This is a genomic window from Paenibacillus sp. J22R160, assembly GCF_059692135.1.
In genome coordinates, this window is sequence record NZ_JCAUAU010000012.1 from 52,319 (window position 1) to 67,789 (window position 15,471).

Consider the following 15,471-nt stretch of genomic DNA (forward strand, 5'->3'; position numbering starts at 1 on the left):
ATACGATGTCAGTTTTGTTTAAGCAAAACTCAGCGAATGCTTACGATGCAAGTTTCCTTCGGAAACTCTAAGCCTACGCTTACGATGTCAGTTTTGTTTAAGCAAAACTCTAAGGAGTGAAACGAATGAAGGGCATAATGAAAGGCTTAGGCGTAACGTTGAAAAGTATGACACAGAAGAAAATCACGTACGCATACCCTGAGGTCCCGATAAAAATGCCGGATCGTTTTCGCGGTATTCAACATTTTGACCCAGAGAAATGCATCGTGTGCAATCAATGTGCGCGTATTTGCCCAACCGAGTGCATTACACTGACGGGTAAAGCGAACCCGGACCCTGAGAAGAAGGGTAAGGTCATTGATACGTACGATATTAATTTCGAAATTTGTATTTTGTGCGATCTTTGCACAGAGGTGTGTCCGACGGAAGCGATCGTGATGACGAATAATTTCGAGCTAAGTTCCTATAGTCGCGATGATCTGTTCAAAAATTTGCAATGGTTAAATGAGAATAACCAAAACATTCGCCAGGAGAATAACTCGGCCATGCCAAAAGGGGGGGCCAAGAAAGATGTTTAACGGAATTGGTGATTTCCTCTCGAGTGGTTCAAGTTGGGCATTCTTCATTTTTGCCCTTCTTGCCATCGGCGGAGCGATTTTTATGATTTCTTTTACCAAAGTTGTTCACATGGTCATTGCCGTTGCGCTTACGTTCATTAGCTTGGCAGGACTATATATCATCCTTGAAGCTGAGTTTGTTGCTTTCGTACAGGTGTTGATCTATGCGGGAGCCATCTCGATCCTCATGATTTTCGGCATTATGATGACGAAGCACAGACAAGGGGAAGACGAGGAGCCAAGGCGTCCTTGGCACGAGGGTTTGGCGATTGTTGGCGCTTTGGGCTTGTTCGGGGTGTTGTTTTATGCGATTCAAAAAACGACTTTCGTCTCACAAGGTACTCTAGATGCCGGCAAAGATAATACGCTGGAAATCGGCAAACTGCTGTATAACCAGCATGTAATTCCATTCGAAATCATGTCTGTGCTGCTGACGGTCGCCTTCATCGGCGCTATTGTCGTTGCGAAGAGAGAGGAGGATTAGCTATGGGTAACATCATTACTCCCTATCTCACGCTGGCTGCAATCCTGTTCTGTATCGGTCTGTACGGCGCTTTAACGAAAAAAAACGGGGTCATCGTGCTATTGTCAATTGAGTTGATGCTCAATGCGGTTAACTTGAATTTGATCGCTTTCTCCAAACTTGGGGATCATCCAGTGTTAACAGGTCAAATTTTCTCACTCTTCAACATCACGATTGCAGCTGCAGAAGCCGCTGTCGGGATAGCGATTCTTATAACGATTTACCGAAATAAAGGGACAGTAGATGTAACGGACTTGGATTCTATGAAGCGCTAGGAGGCTAACAAGGATATGGTATCGGACTATTCACAGTACGCCTGGCTCATTCCGTTATTTCCGTTGATTGCTTTTCTAGCGCTTACGGCTATGGGACGTCAATTAAAGGACTTGGGCATTTATATCAGTATTTTTGCGATGTTCGCCTCGTTTATCGTCGCTCTGCTGATATTTGTTGAACGCATCGGCGGCAAGGTTGAGGATTATACGTGGGATAAGCTGAATTGGCTGCAGGTTGGCGATTTCACCCTAAATATGGGGTTTGAGGTCAACAATTTGAATGCCTTAATGCTGGTCATCGTCACGTTGGTCTCTCTCCTCGTTAATATTTACTCAAGAGGTTATATGAAGGGCGACGAGCGAATCCACGTGTTCTTTGGTTATATCGCTTTGTTCTCTTTCTCCATGCTTGGCCTTGTTATCTCAGAAAATATGTTGGAACTCTACATCTTCTGGGAACTTGTTGGGGTATGTTCCTTCCTGCTCGTAGGTTTCTGGTACTTCAAACCAGAGGCAAAGGCTGCTGCGAAAAAGGCGTTCATCGTTACCCGTATTGGGGACGTAGGCCTATTCCTCGGCATCCTGCTGCTATTTTGGTACATGCCGGGGCATGCGCTTGATTTTACATCTATACATAATGCCTTTACTACGGGCAAAATCGACCCGACAATCGTCACTTGGATTGCCGTTCTGATCTTCATCGGGGCGATGGGGAAATCAGGCCAGTTCCCGCTGCATACCTGGTTGCCTGACGCCATGGAAGGTCCGACACCAATCAGTGCGCTGATCCACGCAGCAACGATGGTTGCCGCAGGGGTGTACTTAGTAGCGCGAACGTTTGATATTTTCCATGCTTCGCCAGATGCCTTAATGGTTGTTGCTTATGTAGGGGGCTTTACGGCTATCTTTGCGGCAACGATAGGGATCGCGCAGAATGATATCAAGCGCATTCTCGCCTACTCGACGGTAAGTCAACTCGGCTATATGATGATGGCGCTTGGCATAGGCGTTTCGTATACGTCTGGGATGTTCCATTTGTTTACACATGCCTTCTTCAAAGCATTGCTCTTCTTAGGCGCAGGCAGTGTGATTCACGCGGTGCATACGCAGGATATCAATGAAATGGGCGGCTTATCCCGCAAAATGAAAATAACGACCTGGACGTTTGCTATCGGAACGTTGGCACTCTCAGGGATTTTCCCATTCGCAGGGTTCTGGTCAAAGGATATGATTTTGACAGAAGCATACGAGCATAACCAGCTGTTGTTCTGGGTTGGTGTGATTGCGGCTTTCTTCACAGCCTTCTATATGTCCCGACTCTTCTTCCTGGTTTTCCTAGGTTCCTCTAGAGGGAAAGAGCAAGGGCACGACGATCACGCCCATGAGCCGCATGAGTCGCCGCCAACTATGACGATACCGCTTATTATTCTGGCTGTACTCGCTGTGGTTGCGGGATTTGTGAATACGCCGTTCAACGAGTGGCTCGGCCACTGGTTAACGGGTCAAGAACATGACGAGAAAGCCAACTGGACTGTTATTATTTTATCCACACTGGCTGGGCTGCTTGGTATAGGTCTGGGATACTTGATCTACCTGAAACGCTCAATTCCGAGAGATGTCGTATCGGGTAAACTGCCGTGGCTGTATACGCTGCTCAACCGTAAATATTTCGTGGATGAAATCTATGACGGACTTATCGTCAAGCCACTTCGCGGATTGGGATGGATTCTTGATCTGATTGATGTGTACATCATTGATGGTATCGTGCGCTTGGTCGCCTTCACAGTCGTCAGTCTGGGTCGTTTGGGCTCCCGTCTTCAAAATGGGCAGATGCAGACCTACGGTGTCATCATGATTCTAGGGATGCTGATCTTAGCACTCGCCATCGCAGGAAGGAGGTTCATCCATGCCGGCTAATCTACCCATACTCAGTCTGATCGCTTTCTCACCACTGCTCGGCGTGCTGGTCCTGCTCTTCATTCGAAGTGATCGCGGCCGCTTAATTAAAACGATCGGTATCGTCACGACCTTGATTCCGCTTATTCTGGCGGCATGGTTGTATGTTGATTACAACTTTCAAGGGGATCCGATTCAATACAAAGAACAACTTAACTGGATTAAAGTCCCATTGAACCATGAGGGAATTCAACAAATCACATCGTATTTCTTTGAATTCAAATACAGCGTAGCCGTAGATGGAATTTCATTGCCGCTTGTATTTTTAACCGCTCTTGTGTCGTCCATGGCCGCTCTAGCCTCGGTGTATATCAAGAAACGTTGGAAAACGTACTTTATTTTATTCCTGCTGCTGGAAACCGGTATGTTCGGCGTCTTTATGGCTCAGGACCTGTTCTTATTCTTCTTGTTCTTCGAGATTACACTCGTGCCGATGTTCTTCCTAATCGGAATATGGGGGTACATGAACAGAGAGCAGGCGGCCAACCGTTTCCTTCTCTACAATGGACTTGGTTCAGCGATTATGCTGATCGCGTTTCTTATTCTTGTCAGCACGGCTGGCTTCAACCAAGACCCTTCGCAGACAGAGGCTATCATTTACTACAGCGGAGATATTCATACGATTGCGCATAATTTGCTGCAAGATCCGGCCGCTTATGTGAATCAAGAGGGGGCGCCATTCTTCCTAAGCCCAGCCATGAAATGGACCGTGTTCATTATGCTGTTGATCGCCTTCGGGATTAAGCTGCCGATCTTCCCGTTCCATACGTGGATGCTAAAAGTACATACAGAGGCTCCGCCTGCTGTCGTTATGATTCACTCCGGCATTTTGCTGAAAATGGGAGCTTACGGCCTAATTCGCTTCGGCATTCTGTTCTTTCCAGCGGAAGCGAAGCAGTGGGCCTGGATGCTAGCGCTTCTAGGCGTGATCAACATCGTGTACGGCGCCATTCTCGCGATGGTGCAAAAAGACTTCAAACTCGTGCTGGCTTACTCGAGTATCAGCCATATGGGCATCGTCCTGCTCGGTCTCGCTGCATTTAACGTGTCAGGCCTGCAGGGAGCCGTGTTCCAACTGATCTCACACGGCCTGATCTCAGCCCTGATGTTCCTGCTCGTCGGCAGCATCTACGAGCGGACGAACACGACCGAGCTCGATCGCTTAGGCGGTCTCGCCTCGTCGATTCCCTTCATCAGCGGGATTCTGCTGATTGCGGGGATGGCATCGCTCGGATTGCCGGGCTTATCCGGCTTCATCAGTGAGTTCCTCGCGTTCCTCGGACTCTTCGAGACACACCGGGTGTACGCGATTGTCGGTACACTTGGGATCATTCTCGCAGCGGTTTATGTGCTGCGTGGGGTGCTGAACATCACGTTTGGCCCTAAGCAGCCAACCTTGGCTCTGCAAGGGATACGCGACGCACGATTAATCGAGGCGGTGCCGATGATTACCTTGGTGGCGTTCATCCTCTTGCTTGGGGTGTACCCAAGCGTGCTGAGCCAGCCGCTTCAGCAAACGATAGGCAGCTTGGATCAATTGATCCAAAGCGTAGCCGGGAAGATAGGAGGTTAGTCCGGTGGAACAGCTTCGACTCCAAGTCTCCGATTTAGTGCATCTGCTCCCTGAGCTTTCGCTGGTTGCCACCGCGATCATCCTATCTCTCTTGGATTTGATCCTGCCAAACAGGTTGAGTCGTTCCGTTATTGGATGGTTGACCTTGGTCGGCCTTGTGATTTCCGGTGTATTTGTCTTGCTTCAGTTAAATCCGGATGAGGCCATTCAACTGCTCAATCAGAGCTATAGAGTGGATGATTTCTCCAATCTGCTGAAATTGTTCACCTTAGTAGGAACTGGCTTCGTCGTTCTGATGAGCCTAAGTTTCGTGAAGGAAGATACGATCCCTCATGTAGGCGAGTACTATTACTTCTATCTGCCTGCTGCGCTAGGCGCAATGATTATGTCATCTTCCGGCGATTTAATTACGCTGTATGTAGGATTAGAATTGCTTAGTATTACGTCCTACTTACTTGTAGCGATGAAGAAGAAGGATAGTAAGTCCAATGAAGGCGCCTTTAAATACCTAGTGATGGGCGGGGTATCCTCTGCCATCATCTTGTACGGCATGTCCTTCTTATACGGCATGGTGGGATCGAGCAATCTCTCACAGATTGGTGCTGCGCTCCCATCGATCATTGGTTCATACGAGCCACTGCTCTATGTTTCGTTCTTTATGCTGCTCGCCGGATTCGGCTTCAAAATCGCCGCCGCTCCTTTCCACAGCTGGGCGCCGGATGTCTACCAAGGCGCTCCGACGCCTGTGACGGCTTTCTTGGCAGTCGTGTCCAAAGGTGCCGGTTTTGCCATCCTTTTCCGAGTCTTTTACGTCTTGTTCGGATTTACTTCTTTCGAGGAATCGAAATTCCAATCCGATGTGTTCCTGGCCATTTCTGTAATGGCTGCGATCGCTATGGTTGCTGGTAATTTCATTGCCTTGAAGCAAACGAACATGAAAAGGCTATTGGCATACTCGGGAATTGCCAATGCGGGATATTTGCTTGTTCCAATTGCAACGTACTTCTCTGGTGTTCACTACGCGAATTTCTCTGAATTCATTTTCTATCTGATCGCGTACTTGTTCATGAATATCGGCGCTTTTGCGGTACTGATGATTATCGAGCAAGCGGAGGGGCATACCGAGGCCAAAGGCTTCGGAGGTCTGTATTATCGAGCGCCTTTTACAGCTGCTGCGATGGTACTGATTGTGTTGTCCTTAACGGGAATCCCGATTTCCGGCGGATTCTTCGGAAAGCTGTACATCATACTCGGTACGATGCAAACCCATCAATACTGGCTCGGCTCCCTGATGATCGCGACGAGTGTTGTATCGTTTTACTACTACTTTGGCGTCGTACGCCAAATGTTCATGCGCAGCGATTACGAACCGGCTGAGGTGAAGGTGCCTATAACCTTGGGCATAACGGTCTGGTTATGTGCTATTATCAGCGTAGCGCTAGGCTTTGTGCCGCATCTTGTGCTCAGATGGATAGAAACTATCTTCATGCTAACGAAGGATTTTATCTTGATGTAAATACAGTAGAGTTTGAAAAGCCTTTCCCTGTGTAAGTGGGGAAAGGCTTTTTAATTTATTTTGTGAGAATAGTTTTCTGATGGTTTGAGTCAAAGTATGTAATAATTAACCATAAATTTATTTAATTGTCATAAAACAAATATTACATATTAAAAATTATAAAAGGAGATGAATTTAGTGACTGTTAAAAAAATAATAGTAATACTTTCATTCTTTATCTGTATTGCGATATCAGGATGCACAAAAAAATCAGTAGAAACTTCGACTAAATATCATCATTTTCAAGCTAAGATTTTTAGTACGGTCAATCAGAAGGGTAAGAAGGAATAAAAATGATGTATACCGTCTCTTTGACTGAACTCCATCCTGCAGGAGAAGAATTCGAGAGGTTCAACGCCAATAACTCCAGCCCAGGCACGAATGGATTCATTGTTATTGATAACAAAACAAAGATCTTTAAAGTTGAAGCCGATACTAAATCAGAAATTGACCCTCTAACACTTAAAAAAGACGATATGATTGACTTCTGGATTTATATTCATAGTTATAATGGTGGAGTTATGTTGGTAGCCAGTGAGATTAATTTAGTAAACTAAAAAGCGCATTAATACCATATTTTAACTTTGTTTTTGACAAAATCCACAAGTAACAATCCTTGCACCCCATGGTATAATTTATGGGTGAGGATTGTTTTTTTGTTTCTATATTCACAGTATTTTTCTTAAAGATTGGACGCTAGGAGCCACTCTGTGACGCTCTTCTCAAATTTTTTCAAAAGTTCTGAACTTTTTGCGAAGAAAAACCGTTATATGTATCGAGAAGACGGGTAATGTGGTATAGATAGATAAGGCAAAAGACCATTAAGAGATAAAGGAACTGTGATTTCATGAAATTCATTCGACACTTATGGCTCGTCGTCCTGATGATGCTCGTTGTGGAACTTACAGTGATGGTTACAAAAACAGAAGCAGCCTTTCCCGTTTCGACGGATCCCATGAGGGTGAAACAAACCTATCTGGATATGATCCACATCGATCAAGCGTGGGCTGCGGCTGGAGATTCCCGTGCGCCTATTGTAGTAGCTGTGGTTGACACGGGTGTTGATCTTACACATCCTGATTTAGTAGGTAATTTGGTAGATGGCGTGAACTTGCTTCAGCCTTCCAAGAAGCCAATTGACGATAACGGACATGGAACGAACGTAGCTGGCATCATTGCGGCTTCGATCAATAACGATAAAGGTATTGCAGGTATAGCTCCAATTGCCAAAATCATGCCGATTAAAGCGTTGGAGTCTGACGGAACAGGCGGCGAAGCGAAGCTTGGCGAAGGCATCAAATATGCCGTGGATCATGGCGCGAAGATCGTCGTGCTTTCCCTGGGACTGAATAAATACTCCGATTATATGGCAGGCGTTGTGAAGTATGCTGAGGATCACAATGTACTGCTGGTGGCTGCTGTTGGCAATGAAAGCATGAGTGTGAAATACCCAGCGGCGTATCCAACGGTTTTAGCTGTAGGTGGCGTTAGTGCTGATAAGCAGGCAGACCCTCGTTCGAATTTCGGGCCTGAGCTGGATCTGGTTGCTCCATGGGATGTGTATACCACAGCTCTAGGCGGCGGCTATCAATATCAAGATGGAAGCTCGATGTCCGCTCCGCAGGTTGCTGGAGCAGCGGCACTAGTGTGGAGTAAATTTCCAACGATGAGCGCGTATGAAGTGAGATCTCAGCTGGAGCAGACGGCGGACGATTTGGCAGAAACCGGATGGGACGCCAAAACAGGATATGGGCTGCTGCGTGTGGATATGGCGCTGACTAAGCCTTATAAAGAGGATCGATTTGAGCCAAATGATCGTCAGAGTCAAGCAGCCAAGCTGCCTATACATACCTCTGTGAAAGCAACGCTATCCTCCGCGTTGGATGAGGATTGGTACGCCATTGATTCGTCCTATGACGGATATATTGAGTTGTGGTTGCAGAACACCGATAATACGGGTATTCGTGTGCGCTTTGACTCGGGGGAAACCTTTATTGCCAATAATTCCTCGGATGGAACTCAGCCTTTTAAGGTAAAAGTGACAAAAGGGCGTACGTATGTGCAACTTCAGTCGGTAGATCGCGAACGGAAAACGGGAATCAGTTATAGTTTGCGGACGGATTTTGCCATCTACACGGACCCTTTTGAAGATAATGATAAGCAGTACAAAGCATTTGCTCTGCCAGAGCGCAGCCAAACGATTCGCGGAACCTTTCACCAAAAAGGGGATGTCGATTGGTTCGTCTTATCGCTAGAACATTCGGGCTCAATGAGATTAAAGCTCTCCGTCGATACAGGTCGTATAGATCCGATGATTCTTTTTCAGAAGGAAGGAGAAAAGTCGATTTCCATTGATCAAGGAGGCGATGGCGGGATTGAGATCAGCTCGCTAATGGATGTATTTCCGGGGCAATACTATATTCGTGTTAGCAATACGAAGGATTATACGGAGCCGATAACAGGTGAATATACACTGGAAATCGAATATACACCTAAGCTGATTGATCCGAATGAACCTAATGATAAGTCTTATCAGGCGACTTTTGCAGCAATGAATTCGGTGTACGAAGGTTTATTTAATAACACGGAAGACGTTGATTGGTTCGAATTCCGAATGGCCAAAGACGGTCTGGCGCAAGTGCGGTTGACCAATATCCCGACTTCAAGGACGATGTACGCAACGCTGTATGACAGTACTTTGAAGGAACAAGGCTTTTATAGAAATGAATACGGTACTGATCAGCTTTTCGTTGAGAAAACGTTGAATGCAGGCACCTATTATATTAAGCTGCAAGCAAATCAATGGTTCATGAGTCAAATGTACAGGTTGAAAATTGGCAGCTACACGCTGGTAAGCGGTTTTGCCGATATTGAAGGGCACTGGGCACAAGATGCGATAACTAAGCTTACGGAGCAGGGCGTAATCAGCGGTTATGGCAATTATCGTTTTGCTCCGAATCAGTCGATTACACGCGCAGAAGCGGCGACTGTATTAACTCGAGCATTAAAGCTGACTAAGCGCAGGGACCTGAAATTCTCCGATATGGACACTTCACACTGGGCTTATGATTTCGTAGCCAAAGCTTTGCAAGCAGATATCGTTGCTGGATACCCTAACGGCACATTCGGACCCGATCGTACGCTTACGCGTATGGAAATGACACAGATGCTTGCCCGCAGCATGAATATGACAGGGAAGAAGCGGGGGAACTCACCTTTTAACGATGTAGATGAGTCTTATTGGGGGTTGGGTATTTTGAAACAAATGTGGGCTGACGGCTGGATCACTGGCTATTCAGATGGCTCCTTCCATCCCGATGAGCAAGCCACACGTGCTGAATTCGTCTCTATGCTGGTGAAAGTAATGAATCGGTAGAACCGAAAAGGAGTGACCTATGGGAGAAACAGATAAATGGAATGAAGCCGCGAAGTATGCTTCCGTAATGAACATGGTCGATATTGTAGTTTACATTCTATGTATCGGCCTCGCGTGGTGGGCGTTGCAAGCGTTCCGCTTTGATGTGCTGCTCAAGAATCCAAAAGGCGCTCAAGCCATTATGCTGCAAATTCTACTTTCTATTGGGCTCGGACACTTAGTTGCCAGTTTTTTCATCCAATATTTAGGTCTCTCCATGGGCTTCGGAAAGATGTTTTAATTCCTTTTTTCGAATAATGATTTAAATTGTTGTCAACAATGGATAGTAGAACGGATCGAAAATGGAGATCCTATTCGAACTCTATGTAGGTGTTTCAGAATACCAAAAGAACACAGTTGTAACTATGTGGCTTGTGATGATAAACTTAGGAAATGTGCAAAACCTTGTAATTAAAATAAGTGCGCGGAGGGACCATGATGAGCAAAATTATCGTCCGCGGTGGCCGAAAGTTAGCTGGCAATGTGAAAATCAACGGAGCGAAAAATGCGGTACTGCCGATTATTGCAGCTTCCATTCTGGGGTCGGAAGGTGAAAGCGTCATCCATGATGCGCCTCCCCTTGACGATGTACTAGTCATTAATAAAGTATTGCAAAGCTTAGGTATTGAAGTCGCCTATGACCGACAGGTGATTCGTGTTCGTGCGGAACGCATTGACACATGCGAAGCATCCTACGATTTAGTTCGTAAAATGAGAGCCTCTTTCCTTGTTATGGGGCCATTGCTAGCAAGACGTGGGCAAGCGAGAATTTCACTTCCGGGCGGTTGTGCGATTGGCACGAGGCCGATTGATCAGCATCTCAAGGGCTTTGAAGCGATGGGTGCCGATATTGAATTGGGTCAAGGGTATATTGAAGCCAAAGTGAAAGGGCGCCTGAAGGGTGCCAAAATTTATTTGGATGTTGCCAGTGTTGGCGCAACCGAAAATATTATGATGGCTGCTACGCTTGCTGAAGGCACAACCACCATTGAGAATGCAGCCAAAGAGCCGGAAATTGTTGATTTGGCTAACTATTTGAATGCGATGGGTGCGATCATTCGCGGCGCAGGTACAGGCGTTATTCGCATTGAAGGCGTAGAGAAACTTCGTGGGGCCGTACATACGGTTATACCAGATCGCGTAGAAGCGGGAACATATATGATCGCTGCTGCTATTACCGGCAGTGAACTATACATGGAAAATGCGATCGGGGATCACCTCCGTCCTGTTATATCCAAAATGCAGGAAATGGGCGTTATCATCGAAGAAGACGAGAACGGCATTCGCGTGCGCGCTTCGGGGCCGCTGCGTGCGGTTGACGTGAAGACGCTGCCTTATCCGGGCTTCCCAACCGATATGCAGTCGCAAATGATGGCGCTGCTGATGGTGGCGGACGGCACAAGTCTCGTGACCGAGACAGTGTTTGAGAATCGCTTCATGCACGTGGAAGAATTCGCGAACATGAATGCGCATATTAAAGTCGATGGCCGCACGGCGATCGTCAGCGGCAATGCTAAGCTGCGCGGTGCGAAAGTGTGCGCAACCGACTTGCGTGCTGGAGCGGCGCTGATTCTGGCGGCGTTGGCAGCGGAAGGTGAAACCGAGATATCAGGTGTTCACCATATTGATCGCGGATATGTCGATATTACAGACGTACTGCGCGGGCTTGGTGCCGATATTTATCGGTCGGTGCCGCAACAAGTGGAACAGGAAACGGCAGAGCTGGGGTTTTTCAATATCCAGCCAACATTAGCGTAAGATAGCAAGGACCGTCGGAGGGAGCTCCGGCGGTTTTTTGTTTTTTAATGGTTTAGGGCGTATAGAGGGTGGGAACTATAAGCCGTTATTTCTGTGAAAAAGCACGATTTCCAAGTGGAAGAGGAACTATGATCCGCTATTTTACCAATTTCACCTGAAAAACGCCGTATGAAGGATAATTAAGAGCCTGTAGTTCCGCTCAGAGAGAAAACAGCTCGAATTTCTCGAAATAGAGGACTCCAGTTCTCTCGACTTATCCTTATTGTAAAGTTTGCTATTGCTTAAATCTCATAAAATAGTATTATTAATTATGTATATAATACCATTATTTTACACTAATAGAAAAGGAGGATGACTTTAACTAGAATGTTGGAATCAATTACTCGAACCGATCGAGTAAATAATTTAATTTAGCGAGGGAGAGATAATTAATGATGATGAGAAAAAAAGGATTTATTTCAATGCTAACTTTCATGTTATTCGCAATGATGATCGTACCTGCATCAGCGCATGGTAATCCAATTAATCAACCTCAATTTAAGAGCATCCTTACAACAGGGTGGGGTCATTCGTTGTTTTTGAAGACAGATGCTACTTTATGGGCTTGGGGCGATGGGAACCTGGGGCAATTAGGTAACGGGTTAGGTGCGAGCAGCGCTGTTCCAGTTCAAAATACACTTGTTCAGGACATCGTCGATGTTGCAGCAGGAGATGAAAACCATAGTTTGGCATTACGCAGCGACGGGATCGTATTCGCGTGGGGAACTAACTCTTCTGGTCAACTGGGAGATGGCACGACAGTAATAAATCGCAACAGCCCGGTTCAAGTGAATAACTTAACAAATGTCATTGACGTCGCAGTTGGTAACTACCATAGTGTAGCGTTAAAGTCTGATGGAACAGTATGGGCATGGGGGAGCAATGTTTTTAGTCAGTTGGGAGATGGAACAACAACAGATCGGTTAACGCCCGTGCAAGTATCAGGATTAACCAATATTGTGGACATCGACTCTACAAACTATCATAACCTTGCCATAAAATCAGATGGAACAGTATGGGCCTGGGGTTATAACGCGGATGCTCAGTTGGGTAACGGCACAACGACGACTCCGTTAACTCCGGTGCAGGTGTCTGGTCTCAGTAATGTTTCCGACGTGTCGGCTGGCTCCTCTCACAGTCTTGCGGTAAAGACGGACGGAACGGTATGGGCTTGGGGCAGTAATACAAGCGGCCAGTTCGGAGACGGTACTACTACAAGTCAGACAACGCCAGTTCAGATACCAAGCTTCGGTAATGTAAAAGAAGTAGATGCGAGTTGGCTTCATAGCGTAGCGTTGAAAAATGACGGGACCGTTTGGGCGTGGGGTAACAACCACAGCGGCCAACTGGGGGACGGAACGAGTGGCTCGACCTATCTAAGCCCTAATCAGGTAGCAGGTATTAACGGGGTAACAACCTTATCAACAAGTGCAACCTTCACTGTGGCACACAAATCAGACGGGACCGTATGGGCATGGGGTAAGAACCGGTTTGGTCAACTGGGAGACGGCACAACGACGAACCATTTTACGCCTGCTCAAGTCACAGGTCTGTAAATCTGAAGTTGAATAGAACAGAGGCTGTCTCCCTTTGTTCTATTCTAGCAATACCTCTCATAAGCTAAGTCATACCAAAATACCTGCTAGTAAACGCGCTTATGGAGGCTGCTGAGACGATGTTGAAGAAAAAACGTGTTCCTGGCCGCGGGGCCATCCTATGGATGGCTGTTTGTTTGTCTTCTATGCTCTGTGTCATTCTTCTTGTTCCTGGATTGCTAGTCAAGAAGATTCCGGGCGGCGATGATCCACCTCCTGTACAGCTAGCGATTGATGGCTCTCATCAGGAGACGGTGACCGCACAAGGGTTGATGATTCCTGTCTATTTAACCAAAAAAGATGAGATCGAGACGGTGCCGTTGGAGCAGTATGTGAAAGGTGTTCTCGCTGCAGAAATGCCAGTAGAGTTCGAGTTAGAAGCGCTCAAAGCGCAAGCAATGGCAGCTAGAACATACGTCGTACGCAGGGTGCTAGAGAAGGATTATAGTAATGTGCCTGTAGAAGATGCACTTGTAACAGATACGACCGCACACCAAGCCTATATGACCGATCAACAGCTAAGAGAGAAGTGGACGAAAGGCACGTACGAAACGAATATGGCGAAAATCGATAGAGCTGTGAATGAAACGAAAGATATGATTCTGACTTACGAACATAAGCCTATCAATGCTACTTTTTTCTCAACAAGCAACGGGTATACGGAAAATTCAGAAGATTACTGGCCATTCATGAGTCCTTATTTACGCAGTGTGCCTAGCCCTTGGGATGTGAAACTGTCTTCTCGCTACCAAGAAACCGTAGATATCACTTACAAGAGTATGCTGCAGAAGCTGGGCGTTACGAGTATAGCAACTACAGGCAGCGGGACGAAGAGTATGAAAGTACTAGAGTGGTCAACGGGACACCGGATCAAGAAGATGACAATCGGAGGAAAAACATTCTCTGGACGCGAAGTAAGAGAGAAGCTAGGACTAGCATCCTCTCAATTCGCTTGGAAATGGTCCGGCTCCAAAATTACGTTTACGACTTACGGATACGGTCATGGCGTTGGCTTAAGCCAATGGGGCGCTAATGGAATGGCCAAGGAGGGCAAGACTGCGGCGCAAATCGTAACCTACTATTACACAGGCATCTCTATTGAAAAAGCGACCCCTTTTATCCAAAAATCTTAGTTAATAACGTTTCTATAAAAATATCTTTCTTCAAGTATAAAACCTTTAAATGTGTCAAGAATGGTTGATGAGGTGATTAACCATGAGTGATCAAAACAAAGGTTTTCAAAAAGAAGAAGCTCCTAAAACTGTTCAAGGGGCACAAGGAAGTCCATCCGCATGGAAGAGGTTGCTTGCTAAGAAATGGGTATTCCCAGCAACATATGTAGCAGCAGCGGCAATTATCTTAACCTTAATGTGGGTGTACCAGGACACAGGTACGAAAACAGTCAGCCAAGAAGATATGGGCATTAAGGTAAGCAGTGACGATCAAGCACCTGACAATTCCAAAGATGGGGCGGTTGCCGTTAACGCACCAGCAGAAGCTATGCAATGGCCTGTGAAAGACAGAGCGGCTCTCGACGTATCCATTCCGTTCTATGACACCAATGCAACCAATGAAGTTAAACAGGCGGCAATGATTCAATACAATGATCAGTTGACGCCGCATACCGCAATCGATTTGAAAGCCAAAGATGGCGCAGCATTTGATGTATTGGCCGCTCTGAGTGGTAAAGTTACAGCAGTTGAGCAAAATCCGGTAGTCGGCAGTCTTGTCGAAATTACGCACAGCAATGGCTTGATCAGCGTGTACCAAAGCTTGGCTGAAGTCAAAGTAACCAAAGGCGCTGAAGTGAAAAAAGGCGACGTCATCGCCAAAGCGGGACGTAATGAGTTCGAGAAGGAAGACGGCGTGCACTTGCACTTTGAAGTGCGTCAAGTGAGCGATAATGCCGCTCTGAATCCAGAAACGATTCTTAACGCTAAACAGTAATCGGTTCAAATGAAAAGGCAATCAGGTGGCTTCGTCACCAATCAGCCTACATAGAATGAGGGCAGCGGGTATATCCTGCTGCTTTTTTGCTTTGAAGCCTAGGGGAATTACCCCATGGCTTGCCCTCCATCACATACAGAACAGACTTGTCCTTGCCAAAAAAGACCGCATAAGCCCTTATTTCCTGATTTTTATGAAAATAAATATGGGAAATGGGC

Annotated in this window: 13 protein-coding genes; all 13 read left to right on the plus strand. The window is 46.4% G+C overall.

Annotation, left to right across the window (positions count from 1 at the left end):
* Positions 1-125 precede the first annotated feature (125 nt).
* The 13 genes from nuoI (at position 126) to AC58UW_RS21725 (ending at position 15,253) form a co-directional block, all read left to right on the plus strand.
* The gene (nuoI, locus tag AC58UW_RS21665) at positions 126-578 is read left to right on the plus strand and encodes an NADH-quinone oxidoreductase subunit NuoI (protein WP_497422679.1); all 453 of its coding nucleotides are present in this window, start codon (positions 126-128) and stop codon (positions 576-578) included.
* Positions 571-1,101 carry an NADH-quinone oxidoreductase subunit J gene (locus tag AC58UW_RS21670; protein ID WP_497422680.1) on the plus strand — a complete coding sequence of 177 codons (531 nt, stop codon included), beginning with the start codon at positions 571-573 and terminating at the stop codon, positions 1,099-1,101. Before nuoI ends, AC58UW_RS21670 begins: the two co-directional genes overlap by 8 nt.
* Positions 1,102-1,103: 2 nt before the next feature.
* The gene (gene nuoK / locus AC58UW_RS21675) at positions 1,104-1,415 is read left to right on the plus strand and encodes an NADH-quinone oxidoreductase subunit NuoK (protein ID WP_497422681.1); all 312 of its coding nucleotides are present in this window, start codon (positions 1,104-1,106) and stop codon (positions 1,413-1,415) included.
* A gap of 15 nt (positions 1,416-1,430) precedes the next feature.
* Positions 1,431-3,332, plus strand: a complete 1,902-nt coding sequence (gene nuoL, locus AC58UW_RS21680) for an NADH-quinone oxidoreductase subunit L (protein ID WP_497422682.1) — start codon at positions 1,431-1,433, stop codon at positions 3,330-3,332.
* Complete coding sequence (locus AC58UW_RS21685) at positions 3,322-4,944, plus strand: complex I subunit 4 family protein (protein WP_497422683.1); 1,623 nt, start codon at positions 3,322-3,324, stop codon at positions 4,942-4,944. The genes nuoL and AC58UW_RS21685 overlap by 11 nt, the downstream gene beginning before the upstream one ends.
* 4 nt (positions 4,945-4,948) lie before the next feature.
* Positions 4,949-6,460: an NADH-quinone oxidoreductase subunit N gene (locus AC58UW_RS21690; RefSeq protein ID WP_497422684.1), complete on the plus strand. Its 1,512-nt coding sequence runs from the start codon at positions 4,949-4,951 to the stop codon at positions 6,458-6,460.
* 332 nt (positions 6,461-6,792) lie between these two features.
* Positions 6,793-7,056: a hypothetical protein gene (locus AC58UW_RS21695; RefSeq protein WP_497422685.1), complete on the plus strand. Its 264-nt coding sequence runs from the start codon at positions 6,793-6,795 to the stop codon at positions 7,054-7,056.
* A gap of 290 nt (positions 7,057-7,346) precedes the next feature.
* On the plus strand, positions 7,347-9,875 hold the full coding sequence (locus AC58UW_RS21700; RefSeq protein ID WP_497422686.1) for a S8 family peptidase: 2,529 nt from the start codon (positions 7,347-7,349) through the stop codon (positions 9,873-9,875).
* Positions 9,876-9,894: 19 nt separating this feature from the next.
* Positions 9,895-10,155: a DUF1146 family protein gene (locus AC58UW_RS21705; RefSeq protein WP_235959324.1), complete on the plus strand. Its 261-nt coding sequence runs from the start codon at positions 9,895-9,897 to the stop codon at positions 10,153-10,155.
* Between the two features lie 197 nt (positions 10,156-10,352).
* The gene (murA, locus tag AC58UW_RS21710) at positions 10,353-11,672 is read left to right on the plus strand and encodes a UDP-N-acetylglucosamine 1-carboxyvinyltransferase (protein ID WP_497422687.1); all 1,320 of its coding nucleotides are present in this window, start codon (positions 10,353-10,355) and stop codon (positions 11,670-11,672) included.
* Between the two features lie 431 nt (positions 11,673-12,103).
* Positions 12,104-13,267 carry an RCC1 domain-containing protein gene (locus AC58UW_RS21715; protein ID WP_497422688.1) on the plus strand — a complete coding sequence of 388 codons (1,164 nt, stop codon included), beginning with the start codon at positions 12,104-12,106 and terminating at the stop codon, positions 13,265-13,267.
* Between the two features lie 119 nt (positions 13,268-13,386).
* A complete protein-coding gene (spoIID, locus tag AC58UW_RS21720) occupies positions 13,387-14,439 on the plus strand; it encodes a stage II sporulation protein D (RefSeq protein ID WP_497422689.1) in 1,053 nt (350 codons plus the stop codon).
* 82 nt (positions 14,440-14,521) lie between these two features.
* Positions 14,522-15,253, plus strand: coding sequence for a peptidoglycan DD-metalloendopeptidase family protein (locus AC58UW_RS21725; protein WP_497422690.1), 732 nt, complete (start codon positions 14,522-14,524; stop codon positions 15,251-15,253).
* Positions 15,254-15,471 lie beyond the last annotated feature (218 nt).

What these genes read in the sequence shown, in the direction of transcription:
- nuoI (WP_497422679.1), top strand. Translation starts at nt 126, where the DNA reads ATGAAGGGCATAATGAAAGGCTTAGGCGTAACGTTGAAAAGTATGACA.
- murA (WP_497422687.1), top strand. Translation starts at nt 10,353, where the DNA reads ATGAGCAAAATTATCGTCCGCGGTGGCCGAAAGTTAGCTGGCAATGTG.
- AC58UW_RS21695 (WP_497422685.1), top strand. Translation starts at nt 6,793, where the DNA reads ATGATGTATACCGTCTCTTTGACTGAACTCCATCCTGCAGGAGAAGAA.
- AC58UW_RS21700 (WP_497422686.1), top strand. Translation starts at nt 7,347, where the DNA reads ATGAAATTCATTCGACACTTATGGCTCGTCGTCCTGATGATGCTCGTT.
- AC58UW_RS21705 (WP_235959324.1), top strand. Translation starts at nt 9,895, where the DNA reads ATGGGAGAAACAGATAAATGGAATGAAGCCGCGAAGTATGCTTCCGTA.
- nuoK (WP_497422681.1), top strand. Translation starts at nt 1,104, where the DNA reads ATGGGTAACATCATTACTCCCTATCTCACGCTGGCTGCAATCCTGTTC.
- AC58UW_RS21670 (WP_497422680.1), top strand. Translation starts at nt 571, where the DNA reads ATGTTTAACGGAATTGGTGATTTCCTCTCGAGTGGTTCAAGTTGGGCA.
- AC58UW_RS21715 (WP_497422688.1), top strand. Translation starts at nt 12,104, where the DNA reads ATGATGATGAGAAAAAAAGGATTTATTTCAATGCTAACTTTCATGTTA.
- AC58UW_RS21725 (WP_497422690.1), top strand. Translation starts at nt 14,522, where the DNA reads ATGAGTGATCAAAACAAAGGTTTTCAAAAAGAAGAAGCTCCTAAAACT.
- spoIID (WP_497422689.1), top strand. Translation starts at nt 13,387, where the DNA reads ATGTTGAAGAAAAAACGTGTTCCTGGCCGCGGGGCCATCCTATGGATG.
- AC58UW_RS21685 (WP_497422683.1), top strand. Translation starts at nt 3,322, where the DNA reads ATGCCGGCTAATCTACCCATACTCAGTCTGATCGCTTTCTCACCACTG.
- nuoL (WP_497422682.1), top strand. Translation starts at nt 1,431, where the DNA reads ATGGTATCGGACTATTCACAGTACGCCTGGCTCATTCCGTTATTTCCG.